This window comes from Sodalinema sp., assembly GCF_046483825.1.
GTDB lineage: Bacteria > Cyanobacteriota > Cyanobacteriia > Cyanobacteriales > Geitlerinemataceae > Sodalinema.
This window is the reverse complement of record NZ_JAWOCL010000178.1, coordinates 1-18,585: the sequence shown is the minus strand read 5'-3', so window position 1 is coordinate 18,585 and position 18,585 is coordinate 1. Positions and strand designations below refer to the sequence as shown.

At 53.5% G+C, this 18,585-nt stretch carries 17 protein-coding genes; 6 read left to right on the top strand and 11 right to left on the bottom strand.

Features of this window, described 5'->3' with window-relative positions; translation table 11 throughout:
• The coding region (locus R6U67_RS11770; protein ID WP_410252726.1) for a protoheme IX farnesyltransferase at positions 1–441 on the bottom strand (441 nt) is incomplete at its 3' end.
• 78 nt (positions 442–519) lie between these two features.
• Positions 520–1,431 (bottom strand): COX15/CtaA family protein, encoded by a 912-nt coding sequence (locus tag R6U67_RS11765; RefSeq protein ID WP_087706076.1) that lies wholly within the window; start codon positions 1,429–1,431, stop codon positions 520–522.
• 364 nt (positions 1,432–1,795) lie between these two features.
• Between R6U67_RS11765 and R6U67_RS11760 the strand changes: the two genes are divergently transcribed.
• The 3 genes from R6U67_RS11760 (at position 1,796) to R6U67_RS11750 (ending at position 5,346) form a co-directional block, all read left to right on the top strand.
• Positions 1,796–2,776 carry a cytochrome c oxidase subunit II gene (locus R6U67_RS11760; protein WP_410252725.1) on the top strand — a complete coding sequence of 327 codons (981 nt, stop codon included), beginning with the start codon at positions 1,796–1,798 and terminating at the stop codon, positions 2,774–2,776.
• A 139-nt stretch (positions 2,777–2,915) separates the two neighbouring features.
• On the top strand, positions 2,916–4,586 hold the full coding sequence (gene ctaD, locus R6U67_RS11755) for a cytochrome c oxidase subunit I (protein WP_410252724.1): 1,671 nt from the start codon (positions 2,916–2,918) through the stop codon (positions 4,584–4,586).
• A 139-nt stretch (positions 4,587–4,725) separates the two neighbouring features.
• Positions 4,726–5,346 (top strand): heme-copper oxidase subunit III, encoded by a 621-nt coding sequence (locus R6U67_RS11750; RefSeq protein WP_087706082.1) that lies wholly within the window; start codon positions 4,726–4,728, stop codon positions 5,344–5,346.
• A 315-nt stretch (positions 5,347–5,661) separates the two neighbouring features.
• Here R6U67_RS11750 and R6U67_RS11745 read toward each other — a convergent pair whose 3' ends face one another.
• The 8 genes from R6U67_RS11745 to R6U67_RS11710 all read right to left on the bottom strand — a co-directional run bounded on the left by R6U67_RS11745 (position 5,662) and on the right by R6U67_RS11710 (position 12,771).
• Positions 5,662–6,003, bottom strand: a complete 342-nt coding sequence (locus R6U67_RS11745; RefSeq protein ID WP_087706085.1) for a ribulose bisphosphate carboxylase small subunit — start codon at positions 6,001–6,003, stop codon at positions 5,662–5,664.
• A 33-nt stretch (positions 6,004–6,036) separates the two neighbouring features.
• The gene (rcbX, locus tag R6U67_RS11740) at positions 6,037–6,444 is read right to left on the bottom strand and encodes a RuBisCO chaperone RbcX (protein WP_410252723.1); all 408 of its coding nucleotides are present in this window, start codon (positions 6,442–6,444) and stop codon (positions 6,037–6,039) included.
• A gap of 114 nt (positions 6,445–6,558) precedes the next feature.
• Entirely contained in the window at positions 6,559–7,971 is a 1,413-nt protein-coding gene (locus R6U67_RS11735; protein WP_410252722.1) for a form I ribulose bisphosphate carboxylase large subunit, read from the bottom strand.
• Between the two features lie 658 nt (positions 7,972–8,629).
• A complete protein-coding gene (locus tag R6U67_RS11730; RefSeq protein WP_410252721.1) occupies positions 8,630–9,394 on the bottom strand; it encodes a hypothetical protein in 765 nt (254 codons plus the stop codon).
• Positions 9,395–9,530: 136 nt separating this feature from the next.
• Complete coding sequence (locus tag R6U67_RS11725) at positions 9,531–11,561, bottom strand: ribulose bisphosphate carboxylase small subunit (protein ID WP_410252720.1); 2,031 nt, start codon at positions 11,559–11,561, stop codon at positions 9,531–9,533.
• Between the two features lie 117 nt (positions 11,562–11,678).
• On the bottom strand, positions 11,679–11,978 hold the full coding sequence (locus R6U67_RS11720; RefSeq protein WP_410252719.1) for a EutN/CcmL family microcompartment protein: 300 nt from the start codon (positions 11,976–11,978) through the stop codon (positions 11,679–11,681).
• Positions 11,979–11,990: 12 nt separating this feature from the next.
• Positions 11,991–12,329, bottom strand: coding sequence for a carbon dioxide-concentrating mechanism protein CcmK (locus R6U67_RS11715; RefSeq protein ID WP_068787379.1), 339 nt, complete (start codon positions 12,327–12,329; stop codon positions 11,991–11,993).
• 130 nt (positions 12,330–12,459) lie between these two features.
• Positions 12,460–12,771 (bottom strand): carbon dioxide-concentrating mechanism protein CcmK, encoded by a 312-nt coding sequence (locus R6U67_RS11710; protein WP_068787380.1) that lies wholly within the window; start codon positions 12,769–12,771, stop codon positions 12,460–12,462.
• Between the two features lie 572 nt (positions 12,772–13,343).
• On the opposite strand from R6U67_RS11710, the gene R6U67_RS11705 reads away from it, so the two are divergent.
• The 3 genes from R6U67_RS11705 (at position 13,344) to R6U67_RS11695 (ending at position 18,044) form a co-directional block, all read left to right on the top strand.
• The gene (locus tag R6U67_RS11705) at positions 13,344–15,200 is read left to right on the top strand and encodes an NAD(P)H-quinone oxidoreductase subunit F (protein ID WP_410252718.1); all 1,857 of its coding nucleotides are present in this window, start codon (positions 13,344–13,346) and stop codon (positions 15,198–15,200) included.
• Between the two features lie 106 nt (positions 15,201–15,306).
• Positions 15,307–16,839: an NADH-quinone oxidoreductase subunit M gene (locus tag R6U67_RS11700; protein WP_410252717.1), complete on the top strand. Its 1,533-nt coding sequence runs from the start codon at positions 15,307–15,309 to the stop codon at positions 16,837–16,839.
• Positions 16,840–16,913: 74 nt separating this feature from the next.
• On the top strand, positions 16,914–18,044 hold the full coding sequence (locus R6U67_RS11695) for a CO2 hydration protein (RefSeq protein WP_410252716.1): 1,131 nt from the start codon (positions 16,914–16,916) through the stop codon (positions 18,042–18,044).
• Here the strand turns inward: R6U67_RS11695 and R6U67_RS11690 are convergent.
• Positions 18,041–18,585: sensor histidine kinase (locus tag R6U67_RS11690; RefSeq protein ID WP_410252715.1), on the bottom strand; the 545-nt coding region annotated here is incomplete at its 5' end. The genes R6U67_RS11695 and R6U67_RS11690 overlap by 4 nt on opposite strands.

Below are 18,585 nucleotides of genomic sequence, written 5' to 3'. Positions count from 1 at the left end.
CTTCAACCAATGGGTGTAAATCAGCACATAGAAGACAATCCCCGCCTGGGCCAACAACGCCGCCAAAAGATTGGTCACCGTATTGAGGAGGATAAACGACAATCCTGCCAGAACCCCAGCAAAGATCATCGCATCGCGAACCCGCACTCGCCCCGACGGTAACGGACGTAGGCTGGTGCGTTCCATGATTTCATCAATATCTCGGTCATAGAGACAGTTAATCGTGTTGGCAGCGGCGGCGGCCAACCATCCCCCCAACAGGGTCGCTAAGAGAACAACCGGATCAACCTCCCCTTCGGAAGCCAGGAACACCGCTGCCCCCGTCGTCACCAGTAACAAGACAATAATCCGGGGTTTGGTTAATTGGACATAACTTTGAATAACTTGGTAAAAATTGCGATTGAGGGGAGTAGAAGTCGCGGGAGAAATGGAATTTTGCATGAATTTGCGTGTCCTTCTGAAATCTCTCAGATGTCTTAGGGAACCAAAACCGTTAAAACGGCTCAAATGAAGCGTGAGTTAAGCGAGGCGGCTGTCCCGATTCGCCAATACCGTAAAGGCCACCAGGGTACCAAGAAGCAATGCACCAATCGTCTGATGTGCCACCGAAAGGGGTTCAACCTGTAGCCGTAGATAAAACGTTGCTATCCCTAAGCCAATTTGCAGGGCCACCAAGACCAACGCGGCCTTTCCTAAGCGACGCAGGGGCCAACTCAACGCTGGAGTTCGCCAGGCCCAAACCCCTAAAGCCAAGACCGCCAGGGTTGGGGGAACCACCCCGAGTATATGGCTATTCATCACGGTACAGAGACTTTGGTAACTCAGACATTGGTGTAAGGCCCATTGAGAAGCCACTAACGCCCCGAGAAGACTTTGGCCATAGACGAGGATAGCCGCCGCTAGGCTGAGCCAACGTAGACGATTGGCGGTTCCATTCCCCTGGTAGGGGAGTAAGGCCACGCCAATGGTGAGGACGGTGACGAAAAATAAGAGGGCGGTTCCGAGGTGGGCTGTCACGATGTCGAAGCGTAACATCTCCGTTACCGTTAAGCCGCCTAATAGCCCTTGGACGAGAACTAAGGCCAACGAAGCTAGAGCGGCCCAGGGGAGCCACTTCGGTAGCACGGCCCGTCGCCACCAGGTTTGTCCCACCAGAACGATGGTTAATACGCCAATGATGGACGCATCGAGACGGTGGAACCATTCTAGGAAGACCTGGAGGTTCATCTCGGCTGTGGGGACGAGTTGACCATAGCAGAGGGGCCAGTCTGGACAGGCTAAGCCGGCATTGGCCACGCGGGTGGCACTACCGATCGCCATGAGAATCACCGTTGCTACAGCGATTTTCCAGACTAGACGGCGCACTGAGGCGATCGCCTCGGTCGGAGATCGAGAATCTGAAGAAGTCGGAGTTAAAACAGAGTTAGCCATGGTGTTCGCCAAGTCGGTTAGATTGTCAAGGTTTGTTTAAAAAACGTTACGTCTTGTGAGTTGTTGACGTTTGGGGTCTCTGGCGACAACATAAGACCCAGAACGGTCTGGTTTAAGCTTAGAACTCTTATCTTTTAAACCAAACCGAGTTTTAGAAATGTTTTAGATTAGGCAAAATCCCTAAAAATCTACCCTTGCATCGTAACATTGGTTTATAAAGTCAGGAGGCGATCGCAAATTCTCAAAAAAAACCTAAAGATTTGGCAAATCGGCGACAGCATTTCAGAACCTGTTTTACCTTATAAAGAGATGACACGCCCTAACCCAAGCAGATTTACCCCACATTAGCCCGATTTATCAACTCGTGAAACTACCCACTTCCATTACGACTCTCATCGCCGGCATCCTGGTCACCCTAATCAGCCTCTGGTATGGACAACACCATGGCTGGATGCCCGAAGCCGCATCGCGAGAAGCGCCCCTCGTCGATGATCTTTTCAATATGATGATGACCATCGCTACAGCCCTATTTTTACTCATCCAAGGGGCGCTCATCATTGCCATTTTCCGATTTCGTCAAAAACCTGGAGATAACACCGACGGGCCGCCCTTAGAAGGCGATATCGGCTTAGAAATCGTCTGGACAGCGATTCCCGTCGTGATTGTCATGGTGCTATCGATCTATAGCTTTGAGGTTTACAACGAAATGGGGGGACTCGATCCCGCCGCCTCCAGAGACCCCGGCCCCCAAAAAACCGCAGTTGTCCCCGGAACCGCCATGGCGGCAACCCTCCCGGGCCAGGACAAGATTGCCCTCGGTGTCGGCGCCTCTCCGAGTCAACCCGCCAGTGATGCGATCGTCAACGTGGATGTCCTCGGACTGCAATACGCCTGGATTTTCACCTATCCCGATAGCGGCGTCGTCTCCGGCGAACTCCATGTTCCTACCGGCCAAGATGTCAAACTGAAAATCTCGGCCCAAGATGTCATCCACGCTGTTTGGATTCCCCAATTCCGACTCAAACAAGATGCCATCCCCGGACGAGATACCCAACTTCGCTTCAAACCCGAAGTTCCCGGAACCTATCCCCTCGTCTGTGCCGAACTCTGTGGGTCTTACCACGGTGCCATGCGGACACAGGTAATTGTTCATCCCCCCGAGGAGTATGACGAGTGGCTACAATCGCAAATTGCCGCTAAAGAACGCGGAGACGGCCTCACCGTTGCCCAAATCACGGCCAACAACGACAACCGCCTCGCGCGTCAGACTCAAGACTGGAACATCTCCCCCGAGGCGATCGCCGCCCTGCAACAGATGCAACCTGAGATGCACCATCACCTGTAACCCTCTTGTATAGGGACTTGTGCAGGGACTTGTGCAGGGACTTGTGCAAGAAATAACTTGTAAAACCACCCCAAACGCCTGCAACGCGACATCTGGACAAAACCGCATCGTGAACAGGATTTGACCTCTGCCATTTAATATGACAACCACTTCCGTTGAACCCAAAACCTCCCCACCCAATCCCGAACCCGAACGGCATTGGAAAGACTTTTTCGGCTTTAGTACCGATCACAAAGTCATCGGTATCCAATACTTCGTCACCAGTTTCTTCTTCTATCTCGTCGCTGGCTTAATGGCCACGAGTATCCGCATCGAACTGGCCACCCCCAATCCTGACTTCCTCGGGGCTGAGAACTATAACGGCGTTCTCACTCTCCATGGAACCATGATGATTTTCCTCTGGATTGTGCCAACCGGGGCCGCCTTTGCCAACTACCTAATTCCCCTGATGATTGGAGCCAAGGACATGGCCTTCCCAGTCCTCAATGGCTTGGCCTTTTGGCTGGTTCCCCCCGGTGGCGTTCTCCTCCTCACCAGTTTGATTATCCATCAGCCTCCCGTTGCCGGTTGGACCTCTTACCCTCCCCTGAGTCTCATTAGTGGTCAAGTCGGGGAGATGATGTGGATTCTCAGCATTCTCCTGTTGGGAACGTCCTCGATTTTGGGGGGAATTAACTTTGTCACCACCATCTTTAAGATGCGGATTAAGGAGATGTCACTCTATGACATGCCCTTGTTTTGCTGGTCGATGTTGGCGACATCCCTGCTGATTCTCGTCTCTACCCCCGTCCTGGCTGGGGCTTTAATTCTCCTCAGCTTCGACCTCATCGCCGGTACTGCCTTTTTCAATCCCACCGGTGGCGGTGATCCGATTGTCTACCAGCATATGTTCTGGTTCTACTCCCACCCGGCGGTGTACATCATGATTCTGCCGGTGTTTGGCCTCATCTCTGATATTTTGCCGGTTCACGCTCGCAAACCGATTTTTGGCTATAAGGCGATCGCCTACTCCAGTATCGCGATCGCCTTTCTCGGTAACATCGTTTGGGCGCACCATATGTTTACCAGTGGAACCCCCGGCTGGTTGCGGGTGTTCTTTATGGCCGCAACGATGATTATTGCCGTTCCCACGGGAATTAAAGTCTTTAGTTGGGTCGCCACCGTCTGGGGGGGCAAACTTCGCCTCAACTCCGCGATGCTATTTGCGATCGGCTTTGTTTCCATGTTCCTGATTGGTGGCTTAAGCGGCGTGATGGTGGCGTCGGTTCCCTTCGACATTCATGTTCACGATACCTATTTCATCGTCGCTCACTTCCACTATGTCCTCTTCGGCGGCAGCGTCTTTGGGATCTTCGCCGGAATTTACCACTGGTTCCCGAAAATGGTCGGGCGGATGATGAACGAAACCTGGGGCAAAGTCCACTTTGTCCTCACCTTCATCGGCTTTAACCTGGCGTTCTTCCCCATGCACATCTTAGGATTGCAGGGAATGCCCCGCCGAGTGGTGCAATATGACCCGGCTTTCACAACGCTAAACCAGATTTGTACCGTGGGTTCCCTGATTTTGGCGGTGTCGACGTTGCCCTTTTTGGTCAATGCCGCTTGGAGTTGGTTCAAAGGCCCCGTCGCCGGTGCCAATCCTTGGAATGCTTTAACCTTAGAATGGCAAGCCAGTTCTCCGCCGATTATCGAGAATTTCGAGGAAGAACCGGTGTTGTGGTCGGGTCCCTATGATTATGGCGTCGATCGCGAACGGGATGACGATCGCTCCGTCTCTGAGTTACTCGCTGAAGTTAAGGCTCAGATGTAATTAACGTTTCCTGAATACCCCCAGAGACAGAATCAAGTGTCAGATTCTTATGAAAAAGCTGTGATTGGGGGTATTCAGGTCCTCAAGTTCTGGCACTTCAACATTGCCATTGCAGCACGTGTCCCTAACCATTTGACTTATGCAAGGTTCTACTGTCGATACCTCTCAAAATCCCCTAGCGACCGCATCTCATGCTGAAGCGGGACATCATGGAGATCATCCGGATCATCGGATTTTTGGGCTTTATATGTTTCTGTTTGCTGAGGCCATGATTTTCCTCGGCTTGTTTGCGGCGTATCTCACGTTTCGCTCGGTGGCTCAGGTGTGGCCGCCGCAAGGAACGCCGGAATTAGAGTTGTTGTTACCCACGGTGAACACCATTATTCTGGTGTCGAGTAGTTTTGTGATGAACCGGGGTAATCAGGCGATTCGCAACAATGATGTGAAGGGGTTACGTACCTGGTTTGCCATTACGGCGGCCATGGGATTACTGTTTTTGTTTGGTCAAGGGTACGAGTATTTTACGAATGAATTTGGCCTGACGGATAATCTCTTTACTAGCACCTTTTATGTCCTGACTGGCTTTCACGGCTTACACGTTACCTTTGGTTTAGGCTTGATTTTGCTGGTTTTGGGGCGATCGCTCAAGCAAGGTCGTTATACCAGTGACAGTCACTTTGGTCCTGAAGCGGCGGAACTTTACTGGCACTTTGTCGATATTGTTTGGATTGTCTTATTTGCCATTCTCTATCTGTTTTAGCGATTAACGCCAAACTGGACTCTAGCAAAACAAAATCCCCTTGAACTCATTAGAAGTTCAGGGGGATTTTGTTGGAAAAGTTAGCCGCTCGTGAATCAGGTCGTTGTGCAAAACACACTCCTAACCACGAGCAACAAACCATTCAAGACTGGGTCTTCAGGGGTTAGGGTGATAAGGAAAATTTATGGCGGATTACATCCGTTGCTGTAGGGGCATAACCCACCCCTACCCCTCCCAGGAGGGGAAATTTTTCGCCCCTACAATTTTGTATCAAATGCAACAAATCACACCGTATATCCTGAAGACCCTCAAGACTTAGTAACGACCAATGCCTTGACCGGGTTTGTAAACGATGAAGCTCACCGTTTGGCATTGTTTGATGTTATCGAAACCAACCACACGGATGTAGGAGTTGGAGTACTCAGAACGGCACTCACGCACTTCGCTCAAGACATCCTGAGGAGTAGAAGCCGAGAACAGAGGCAGTTTCCACAGAGTCCAGTGGTGGTCGGTGGGGAGGGGATTTTCTTCAAATTCAACCGCAGGAATAAACCCTTGGTCGAACATATATTGGATCTGGCTGATAATTTGTTGGTCAGTCAGAGGGGGAAGATAAGAGAGAGTTTCGTAACGACGCTCTTTAGGCAGGGTTTTCATCAGAAATGACTCCTTGTTCTGTGACAAATAATGTTAATCCGGGACATCGGGGTTCTCAGACTCCGGGGGTGACAAGTCATCCACAGAGGTCGAGGCAGGCTCAGCAGTTCGGGTCAGGCGTTCAAGCAATTGACGGCGATGGTCCGTGTTGGACTGCTCAATTTGGGCCATGACCATACTCGGTAACAACTCCAAAATTGTCTCCGCCAGATGAGCGCGTACCGTCAAGACTCGTAGCATGAGTTCTTTATTCTCTTGCATCAAGCCTTGTAGGTAGGCTTCACCATCTTGAACACGATTCCCCGAAGAATACTCGCTTAGCCAAAGGGCCAGGGAAGGATTGGTTTCTGAAAGCTGCTCGATAATTGTCCGAACCGCTTGATAGGTCAGGTAACTTTGCAGCACCTTGGCCGTATCGTTGGCGACTTTTTTCGGATACATCTAGGCTTTATCCTTCCCGAAACGCCTTGGCAAAGTTGGATAGAGGGTCATGAGCGCTCCTTAAATTAAAGAGAAAATTAAGGGTCGCTCTTACCTCTAGCAACTTAAGCGAGATTAGAGAGTATCAACCGCTTCATACTCGAACTTGATTTCTTTCCAGAGTTCGCAAGCCACGGCCAAGTCAGGAGACCATTTCGCCGCTTCGCGGATGATGTCGCCACCTTCACGCATGAGGTCACGACCTTCGTTACGGGCTTGAACACAAGCTTCGAGAGCAACCCGGTTAGCGGTTGCACCAGGAGCGTTACCCCAGGGGTGACCGAGGGTTCCACCACCGAACTGTAAGCAGGAGTCATCGCCGAAGATTTCGAGCAATGCGGGCATATGCCAAACGTGAATCCCACCGGACGCGACGGGCATAACGCCAGGGACAGAAGCCCAGTCTTGGGTGAAGAAGATACCACGAGAGCGATCTTCTTCGACGAAGTCTTCACGCATCAGGTCAACGAAGCCCATGGTGATGCCTTTTTCCCCTTCGAGTTTACCGACGACGGTACCGGAGTGGAGGTGGTCACCACCCGAGAGGCGCAGACATTTGGCCAGAACCCGGAAGTGAATTCCGTGGATTTTCTGACGGTCGATGACGGCGTGCATGGCGCGGTGAATGTGCAGCAGCATACCGTTGTCACGGCACCAACGAGCCAGGGTGGTGTTGGCGGTGAACCCACCGGTGAGGAAGTCGTGCATGATGATGGGGGTGCCGATTTCTTTGGCGAATTCGGCCCGTTTCATCATCTCCTCGACGGTCGGAGCGGTCACGTTGAGGTAGTGACCTTTAATTTCGTTGGTTTCAGCCTGAGCTTTCTCGATGGCTTCTTGCACGAACAAGAAGCGATCGCGCCAGCGCATGAAGGGCTGAGAGTTGATGTTTTCGTCGTCTTTGGTGAAGTCTAAACCACCGCGCAGACATTCATAGACGGCGCGACCGTAGTTTTTAGCGGACAGACCCAATTTCGGTTTAATGGTGCAACCGAGTAGAGGACGACCGTATTTGTTCAATTTGTCCCGCTCAACGGTAATGCCGTGGGGAGGACCTTGGAAGGTTTTAACCAGGGCGACGGGGAAGCGGATATCTTCTAAGCGCAGGGCTTTGAGAGCCTTGAACCCAAATACGTTTCCGACGATGGAGGTGAGGATGTTGGTGACAGAGCCTTCTTCAAATAGATCCATCGGATAGGCGACGAAGCAGAAGTACTGGTTGTCTTCGCCGGGGACGGATTCGATATCGTAGCAACGACCTTTGTAGCGATCGAGGTCAGTGAGTCCGTCGGTCCACACCGTGGTCCAGGTTCCGGTGGATGATTCAGCAGCAACAGCGGCAGCGGCTTCTTCTGCCGGAACACCGGGTTGGGGACTCATGCGGAAACATGCCAACAGGTCGGTGTCTTTGGGGGTGTAATCAGGGGTGTAGTAAGTCAGGCGGTAGTCCTGAACGCCTGCTTTATATCCAGCTTTCGCTTGTGCCATATTCCTCGCTTTCTCCTTGGGTATCAGGGTTTCGTATAATGAACAACTGTCTACACGCTTCCTAATCAAGACTTCTACGACGGTTGGGTCGTGATCTGAAGTCTAGATGTCCAACACTCATATGACCCGATACGGGAGTTCAATGAGCATCAGTGGTGGTGAGATCGGTTGAGGTGACTTCCCGCGCGGGTCAGTGCTGGGGTTAGGAACCTGTACCCAGACAACCGACAACGTCGGCGAAAGGCTTAACTCGGCCGACGCTTCGTTTCGGAAACGCAGTCGAATGTTTTTCTCGCGTTAATGTGCGCTTTTTACTTGGGAAGTTCGTGAAGCCAACAGTTCGGATTGAATGTTTCCTTACCAAAAAGGATCCTATCACGGATCGGATCCTTTTTCTTTTCGAGTTGCCTCATTTTTTTCCTCAACCCCATAGCAATTTTTGGGGATGCTGATTAGTTTGACTAATGCCTGTCTCGATGTAAAGAAATCTGACAGATTTTAAAGAAAAAAAAAGCCAAACGCCCCCCTTGTCTTCGTCAAGACAAGAGGTCTCAAAGGGCATTTAACCGGCTTGGGGATGACCGACGCCGGTGAGTGAGCGCTCAAGCTTAGGGGGATTTTAGGACCAAATCATCGTCAAATTTCTCAATTTCACTCCCTAAGATTGGTCTGAGGGAGCCGATGGATCGGAGCTAGAACGAGATTTTAAATGCTGAGCATGAGGAAACAGAGTTGTTAACATCTGATTCAGATGAACTTGGCCATAAATCAGTCGCTTGACAACAGCAGGATTGGATTGACCCTTTGTCGTTGCTTCTGGGGCCGAAGTGTTGGACGGAGACTCAGATGGGGGAGGATCTGGCTCCCTTTTAGGGGATGGGGAAGATGATTTTGGTAAATCGGTTGGTTCCTCGGGGGAGTCTGGGGAATTTTCGCTGGGGTCTTCACTCGAGTCCTGGCTGGAGTCTTCGGTTACGATGGATGCTTCAGAAGACTGGCTCTCCCAGGGAGACGGCAGTTCACGATCGCCATCTCGGCCAGGCGATCGCGCCGGATCCGAGATGGCCTCGGGGCGAGAGCGATCGCCTAGAACCGTCCCCGCCGCCAGCACCTGATCAGCGGCAACATCAGTATCAATAATCGTCGAGGCGGCTCCAATGCTGGCATAGGGGCCAACGGTGCAAGTTCCAATAATCAAGACTCCGGCGCCCAAATTGGCTCCGGCTTTGATGCAAATATCACCTCGGCGAGCATGGAGAACAACTCCCAACCCCAGACAGACCCCATCGGCAATGACGATACGCTCATTTTGTCCCGCTTGTAGCACAACTCCTGGAGCGATCGCCGCATTGGCATGAATCGTTACATCTCCACTGACGAAGACATCCTCACGCTCTAGGGGGGATATCGGTAGCGGTTGCATTAGGTTCTCACGGGTTATCAAACGTCGGGAATCAGCTAAGGACGATCAGCAGAAGAAACAGCAGTACTGAGGAGTCTAGTTGAACCAGAACTGCGATCGCACTACCATTTCTCCGCCAAATCACCAGACAGATTCCCTAAGGGCGCTGAATGACAGTCTCCAGAACGCGGCGTTTCGCGTTGGGATCAATGCCAATTAAACGCACATACTCACCGCGATGATCCTGCATACAGGCTTCGAGGGCGGGAACCACATCCGTTAACTGAGCGCTGTCGATGGGGGAACAGCTTTTCCAGGATTGGGTTTTAAACCGTCGTGGCGTCGCGTGTTCCGTACCAATACGGTAGCCCTGAGCCAAGAGCGATCGCACCTGATCGAGAGTATCCTGCTCCAGTTGACTGCTCGTCAGCCCACGATTCCCACCGTTTTTCTGGGCCTGATACTGACTGGCGCTAGCACCAAAACCTTTACGACCATTGCGGCTGGCGGCAGCTTGGCCATTGTTTTGAGATCCCGGACGCTGAATAATCGTCTCACTGACGCGGCGTTTCTCGTTGGGGTCAATGCCAATCAACTGCACATATTCCCCAGCGTGATCGGCCACACAGGCTTCGAGTTGGTTTAGCACCTGATTGAGTTGTTTTGACTCAATGGGAGCGCAGGTTTTCCAGGATTGGGTTTTAAAGCGGCGTGGGGTGGCGTGTTCCGTGCCAATGCGACAGCCCTGAGACAGCAGCGATCGCACCAATTCCACCGTTTCCCCAGTCAGCACACCCTGGCCCGATGACCCCCGAGCCACGGGGCCATTTCCGGTCACGGCGGCCACTTTCTCAACAGCTCCTTTACTCGGCGGTGTCACCCCATTGGGACGTTGCACGATCGCCTCGACGACGCGGCGTTTTTCGTTGGGGTCAATGCCGATCAACTGAACATAGTCCCCGGCGGCCTCCGCGAGAATTTCATTGAGTTCGGAGATGGCCGTTTGGGGAGATCCCGACAGAGTCCCCACCGTCAACCAAGACTGGGTTTTGAAGCGACGAGCCGAGGCCCGTTCCACTCCAATCTGATAGCCTGACTGCAACAGAGAGCGCACCTGATCGGCCGCACTAGCATCAAGACTCGCGCCATGGCTCGACGCGGCCGGACGAGTGCCATTGCCGCGACTGGCCCGATACGACGACGTCCCGGAAGACTGACCCCCACCAGCGGTTGGGGTTTCTCCGGGACGCTGAATAATCATTTCGCTGACACGCCGTTTGGCATCCGGGTCAATGGCGATCAGGCGCACATATTCCCCAGAATGCTCTCTTAACACCGTTTCGAGTTCCGAGAGCGCGCGATCGGCGCGGGTATTGGATAGCGTCCCGGCGGTTAGCCACGACTTGGTTTTGAATCGGCGGGCGTTGGCGTGTTCGATGCCGATTTTATAGCCCTGTTGGAGCAAGCGTTTGACTTGCCCATTCACTTCATTATTTAAACTCATACTCCCTACTGACGTATCCTCAGATACAGCGATGTCCTTGCCGTCACCGTTACGATTTGCTGCAACAGCTTGCCGTCGCGCAGAAGACTCACCCCGTTGATGTAAGGATGAGGAGACTCCCCGCTGCAACGTGACATTAGCGTCGAGCAAATACTGTGCGAAGTCCCGATCTACGGGTCGTACATCGGGCAGCCGATCCGCCTCGGCTTGGGTGGTAATGACAGAGCCGGATGGCACATATTTTCCAGGAGGAATCTCAACGTCCTGGATCAAGGTGTGCATCATCACCACCGAACCTTGACCCACCCGTGCATTGAACACCGTCGAGCGAAAGCCAATGAAGCAGTCGTCTCCGATATATGCCGGACCATGAACCAAGGCTAAATGAGCAACACAACTATTGCGACCGATCCAGACCGCGTATTCACGCTGGCGATCGCCGACAACCGTTGCACCGTTCAGTCCTTGAATGATGACTCCATTTTGGATATTCGCGTGATCGCCGATGTAAAACGGCGACTCCGCATCGGCGCGAACCGATGTCCCCGGTGCGATCGTTGCCCCTTCGCCGACGGTGACATCGCCGATGATATTGGCAAACGAATGCACATAGGCTGTGCTGTGGATCTTAGGTTCGGCAAGCTCCCGCTGGGGGGATGGAGCCGCGCGCTTGCGGACAACCATAACGAATTTTGTTCCTCAATCAACTCAATGATCCCAAAACCGCTCAGGCTCAGCCTAAACAGCATTGGGTGAAAAATGGCTAAAAACTTTAGTTCTTAGGCTGCGACCGGTTCACAATTAGTAACGATCTTTTTTGTTATAAACCTGTCGGTTTTCCAAGCTCACCGTATCGATAATGCCTACGGTTAGTGCATCAATCGGACAACCTTCGCGGCCCGGTTCCACCCGAGCGGCACTGCCGCGACTGAACAGAACCCACTCCCCGGTTCCAGCACCCACGAGATCCGCTGCCACTTCATACTCAGGGAGCAATTCTCCCTCAGCATCAACGAGTTGCAACACGAGCAGTTTAAGGCCCCTCATGGTCTCTAGTTTTTGGTTGCTGACGACGGTTCCGCAGACTCTGGCAATTTGCATTATCTCTTAGGCTTAGCGGCTAATGGAGCGAGGTGAGCCGATGCTCTCGCGGAATTGCTCCACCGCTTCGGTATAGCGAATCGGGAGAACATACTCCAGGTTCTCGTGAGGACGAGCAATAATATGAGTCGATAAGACTTCTCCCCCATTAACCCGTTTGACATTATCGGTTCCCGCCGAGATGGAGGCTTGTACCTCCGAGACATCGCCACGGACGATGACCGTCACCCGACCTGAACCAATTTTTTCATACCCCACCAGGGTCACCCGAGCGGCTTTTACCATGGCGTCAGCGGCTTCGACCACTGCCGGAAACCCGAGGGTTTCAATCATTCCTACGGCAATTGACATTGTTTTGTTAACTCCTGCAATAAATCATTATCCGGATTGAGACCTTGGCCCGAGGGACTCCCCAATGGGGTTAATGTCCTCAAGGCGATCGCGTGTGATCGCCGACCAACGTCTAAATTAGGCGTTTCGCTTAGTAAGTCCGGAACTGATCGACTTCTTCGGTGTAGCGAATTGGTAGAACGTACTCCAAGTTCTCGTGAGGACGGGCAATGATGTGCGTCGATAGCACCTGTCCACCATTGACTCGGTTGGCCGCATCAATCCCCGCTGAGACTGACGCTTGCACTTCCGAAACATCGCCCCGGACGATCACCGTGACGCGACCTGAACCAATTTTTTCGTAACCGACGAGGGTAACCCGAGCGGCTTTCACCATCGAGTCAGCCGCTTCGACCACTGCCGGAAACCCCAGCGTTTCAACCATTCCTACCGCAATTGACATGACGAGTATCGCTCCTTGAAAAAATGACGCGCAATGCGTTTGAACTCTAATGAATCTGGCGATCGCCGTGAGCGACCCCCAATGGACGTGCCAAAACTTGGCTCGACAAAGCTTCTGGCTGCCAGGATAGTTCCAGATCAAACCGCGCAGGCTCATGTCTTCCGACATGACTGTTGGCTCCTCTGCCTACAGGGCTGACCCCTGGGCTGACCAGAAATTTCAGTGAGCGCAAAATTTGGACGGGGAAGGCTAATTTATTCAATCCCAATACAAAGAGTAGGAAACTTTGGCTCCTTTGACAATATAAAGCAAGATGATATTTTCAAATCGGATAGTTTAATAAAAGTTAACTCGCAAGATCCGCCCCGGTCCCCGGGTCCCGAACCATCTCCGATGAGGGGATCGCGGACTCACTACCCTATAATTGCTGTATCGCTTAAAATTCTCCATTACACCGAGGCCAAGGGAAACGAGACCCCACCCGGTCTTCGTCCCCCCTGAGCTGGGGGGTGTCTCTAGGCACTCGGCCAACCCATAAAACTGTTGTCAGACGTACTCAAACTCCCGATAAGATGAGTGGTTTTCTCCTACAGACCTGCTGGTTCGTACCGTTGTACGGACTTATAGGTGCCATCCTAACCCTACCCTGGTCCGTTGGCTGGGTGCGACGAACCGGACCCCGTCCGGCCGCCTACCTCAACCTACTAATGACCTTGGTTGCGTTCATCCACGGCTCCGTGGCCTACTTCAGAAGCTGGGGACAACCTCCCCAACAAATTGTCTTCTCCTGGCTCAACGCCGCCAACCTAGACCTTTCCCTCGCCATTGAAATTTCCCCCCTGAGTCTGGGAGCCATGGAACTGGTCACCGGTATCGGACTCCTATCCCAACTCTACGCCCTGGGCTACATGGAAAAAGACTGGTCCCTAGCCCGCTTCTTCGGACTCATGGGCTTCTTTGAAGCCGCCCTCAGTGGCATCGCCCTGAGTGACTCCCTGCTGCTGAGTTACGGACTCCTAGAAATGCTGACCCTGTCCACCTACCTGCTGGTGGGCTTTTGGTATGCCCAGCCCCTCGTGGTCACCGCCGCCCGTGACGCCTTCCTCACTAAACGAGTCGGCGATATCCTGCTCCTAATGGGCTTAGTGGCCCTATCGAGCTACGGAACCGGCTTAACCTTCAGCGAACTCGAAACCTGGGCCGAAACCAATCCCCTCCCCTTCTGGACCGCTACCTGGCTCGGTCTCGGACTCATTGCCGGTCCTCTGGGCAAATGTGCCCAATTTCCCCTCAATCTCTGGCTCGACGAAGCCATGGAAGGTCCCAGCCCAGCCTCCATTATGCGTAACTCGGTGGTGGTGTCAGCGGGAGCCTATGTTCTGATTCGCCTGCAACCGGTCTTTACCCTCTCCCCAGTGGTCTACGATGCCCTGATTATCATCGGCACCCTCACCGCCATCGGCAGTTCCCTGATGTGTCTGGCGCAAATTGACCTTAAACGAGCCTTATCCCATTCCACCAGTGCCTACATGGGGCTAGTCTTCATCGCCGTGGGACTCGGACAAGTGGATATTGCTCTACTACTGCTGCTGACTCATGCGATCGCCAAAGCCCTCATCTTTTCCAGCATCGGCTCGATTATCCTAGCTACCAACAGTCAGAACATTACCGAAATGGGCGGTCTCTGGTCCCGAATGCCAGCCACCAGCACCGCCTTTTTAGTGGGGTCCGCCGGTCTCGTGTCCATTCTGCCCCTGGGGAGCTTTTGGACCTTTCGGCGTTGGGTCAACGGCTTTCAAGAAGTCCCCCCCGGCTTAGTCTTAATCCTGCTGCTGGTGAACAGTCTCATGGCCGTGAGCCTCACCCGAGTCTTCCGCTCGGTCTTTTTGGGAGAACATCAAGCCAAAACTCGCCGCACTCCCGAAGCCCCCTGGACCATGGCCGTTCCCATGGTGTCCCTAACGGTGGTGACTCTATTGGTGCCCCTAATGCTGCAACATTGGCAATTACTCCTGACCTGGGATGGTCCCTGGGCCTTCTCCCACAATCCCCTGATCCAGTTTGGCAGTCCCCTCTTAATTGCCAGTGGCGTCTTAGGAGTGATCCTCGGCAGTCTCATCCCTCTCGATCGCACCAACGCGCGATCGCAGGAGCTATCAGTACGCTTCTGGCAGGATCTGCTCGCCTACGACTTCTACATCGAGCGACTCTACCGAGTGACCGTAGTCGCCTTTGTGTCGAGTTTCTCTCGTTTCGCCTCAAGCTTCGATCGCTACATCGTCGATGGCGCCGTCAACCTTGTCGGCTGGGTGGCGATTTTCAGTGGTCAAGCCCTGAAATACAGCATTTCCGGGCAATCCCAATCCTACGTCTTGACCATCTTGGCCGCCACCGGCATCCTCGTTTTCTTAGCCTTGTGGGGTCCCTAGTCATCCCTGACCGCTCCCTCCCTTGCGCCCCATCAGCCTGATTGAACTGGGTTATTAATTGTCTGTCGAACCTCTAACCCGAAGAACTACGCTCTAAAAACTACGAATGCTGAGTGCCTTACTTCTAATTCCCCTAATCACAGCCATTGTCATTTGTCTGCTGCCCGAATCCTTGCCCTCCTCGCGCTTTCGTAGCATCAGCTTTGTGGTGCTGACCCTCGTCTTTGGCCTCACCCTGAGTCTCTTGGCTGACTTCGATTCTAGCCTGGGAGGATTGCAATTGACCGAGCAGGTGGCCTGGGTCGATTGGCTCGGATTGAGCTACCATCTGGGACTCGATGGGATTTCCTTGCCCCTGGTGCTTCTCAACCAACTACTGACGGCGATCGCCATCCTCAGTAGCCCCGACAAACTCGAACGGCCGCGCCTCTACTATAGTCTGATTTTAATTCTCAACCTCAGCGTCACCGGGGCCTTCCTCTCCCTAGACTTGCTGCTGTTCTTCATCTTCTACGAACTCGAACTGATCCCCCTTTATCTCCTCATTGCCATTTGGGGTGGCGATCGCCGCAACTATGCCGCCACCAAATTTCTCCTCTACACCGCCACCTCAGGCATTTTCATCCTAGCCGCCTTCCTCGGACTCGTCTGGCTCACCGGCGCCTCAAGCTTTGACTACAGCGTTCTCCCAGCCGGAGCCTTACCCATCGGCACCCAGTTACTGATCCTAACGGGCCTACTGATCGGCTTTGCCATCAAAATTCCCATTTTTCCCTTCCATACCTGGCTTCCCGATGCCCACGTCGAGGCTTCAACCTCCGTCTCAGTGCTTTTAGCCGGCGTTCTCTTAAAACTGGGAACCTATGGCCTCTTACGCTTCTGTGTGGGGATGTTGCCCGAAGCTTGGTCTGTCGCCGCCCCCGTCCTCGTGATTTTTGCGGTCATTAGCGTCCTCTATGGGGCGTTTACCGCCATTTCCCAGCAAGATATGAAAAAAATGGTGGCCTACTCCTCCATCGCCCATATGGGCTATATTCTGCTGGCAGCGGCGGCGGGAACGCACCTGAGTTTATTGGCGGCGATCGCCCAATCGGTCAGTCACGGCCTCATCTCGGCCATGTTGTTCCTCCTGGTGGGGGTTGTGGGCAAGAAAACCGGCACTCGGGATATCGACCAACTCTGTGGCTTACTCAACCCAGAACGGGGTTTGCCCATTATCGGCAGTTTGATGATTGTCGGCGTGATGGCCAGTGCCGGCATCCCCGGACTGGTGGGCTTTGTCTCGGAGTTTCTGGTGTTCCGAGGTAGTTTTCCGGTGTTTCCGCTGGCCACCCTCTTGTGCTTAGTGGGAACCGGCTTAACGGCAGTCTATTTCCTACTGATGGTGAATCGCGTTTTCTTTGGCCGCCTCTCGGACATCGTCACCAACTTGCCCCCCGTGCAATGGCGCGATCGCGTCCCGGCGTTAGTTCTAACCCTCTTGTTGGTGGTGTTTGGCCTGCAACCCAATTGGCTCGTCCGTTGGAGTGATGCCGATGCGGCGCGACTGGTTCCCCCAGTTGCCCTGGCGCAACTCTCCTCGGCGGACGTATCCACACCTGAACTCATTTCTAGCCAAGTTTTGGAACCCACTCCCTAAAGAATGAGGATTTCCGGGCCATCCATCGCCTCTATCCATCGCCTACTGTTAGCCAACCGTCAACCGCTGATCTCATGGTTACTACCCCTCTCGCCCCCTCAAAACACCCCCTGGCGGACTATATTCACCGCCTGGAACAAGGACAGGCCTTATTGAACGACACCCCAGAGAATGTCTTAGAAGTGGTCGGCATTCTCAAAAGCTATGGGGTGGTTCTCGATGCCTACTCCAATAACCTGATTTATATCGCCCAGGAGCAGTTTTTAGTGCTGTTTCCCTTCTTTAAGTATTTCAACGGCGAGGTGACGCTCTCGAAACTGCTGCGCTTCTGGTGGCACGATCGCATCAATTATGAGTATGCCGAATACTGTATGCGAGGAATGCTCTGGCACGGCGGCAATGGGGTGGACAACTATGTTAATCGTGACGAGTTTAGCCAAGCCGCCGAACGGGCGATTCAAGCCAAGCTACGAGGAAATCCCCTCTTGTCGCTGCTGCATCGCCTCTTCCCCGATTTTCTCCCCGAACAGGTGCGGATGTTTTGCTACTACAGTGTCTTGGGACAATTCTGGCGGGTGATGAGTGATATGTTCTTGGCGTTGAGCGATCGCTATGATGCCCAAGAGATTCACTCAATTCCCGATGTGGTCAAACATATCCTCGATGGCCTCGTGGCAGCGGCCAATCAGCCGATTACCTACAGTGTTGAGATTAAGGGGCAATCCTATGACATCATGCCCGAGTCCCTGGGGCTAACCTTCCTGACGGACACGGCGGTTCCCTATGTCGAGGCGATTTTCTTCCGAGGAGCGCCCTTTCCCGGAACGGTCTCCTATAACGCTCAAGCCTTCCAGATTCCTGAGGAACAGGGTGATTTTACCTATGGTGCCCTCTATGCTGATCCGTTGCCCATCGGTGGGGCGGGGATTCCCCCAACCCAGTTAATGCAGGATATGCGCCATTTTCTACCGGAGTATCTCCATGAGGTTTATCGGCGTGGGACTCGTGGCGAGGATGATATCCGGGTGCAGATCTGTGGCACGTTCCAGAAGTCGATGTTTTGTGTCACCACGGCGGCGATTCAAGGGTTGGCCCCTCATCCGCTGACGACTCAGGAGCCGCAGCAGCAGGCGGAGAACCGAGCTTATTTAGAACATTGGATGAACCGCTTTCTCAGTTCTCGGATTCGGGAAGCCAACGCTTAGGAGTTGGGGGCGGCGTCGGTGGAGATGGAGGCGGAGGCTTGAGGTAGCCAGAGGACTAAGGTGGTGCCGCGATCGCCGGGGAAGTCGTCGTCAGGATGGTTGGCTGGACTGATGACCCAGATATCTCCTTGCATCTGGCGTACGAGGTCTCGGGCGATGGCGAGTCCGAGGCCGGTTCCGGGAATCTCTCCTTGAGCCTGGATGCCCCGGAAACGGCGCTGAAAGAGGTTGGCTTGGTCTTCGGGTGGAATCCCGACTCCGGTGTCGCTAATGGTCATGGCAACGCCTGCTCCGAGTCCATCTTGGTGGCTGGGGCGAACGTCGATGCGGATTTGACCGCCTGTGGGGGTGTATTTGAGGGCGTTATCGATGAGGTTGCCGGCGGCTTCGGTGACAGCGCGACGATGGCCGAGGACGGGCGGGAGGGGGTCGGCGAGGGTCCAGTTGAGTTGGAGTTGGCGATCGTCGGCGATGGCGGCGACTGACTGCAAGAGGGGGTCGAGAACGTCGGCGAGGTCGAGGGGGCGGGTGGGGTCGTGAC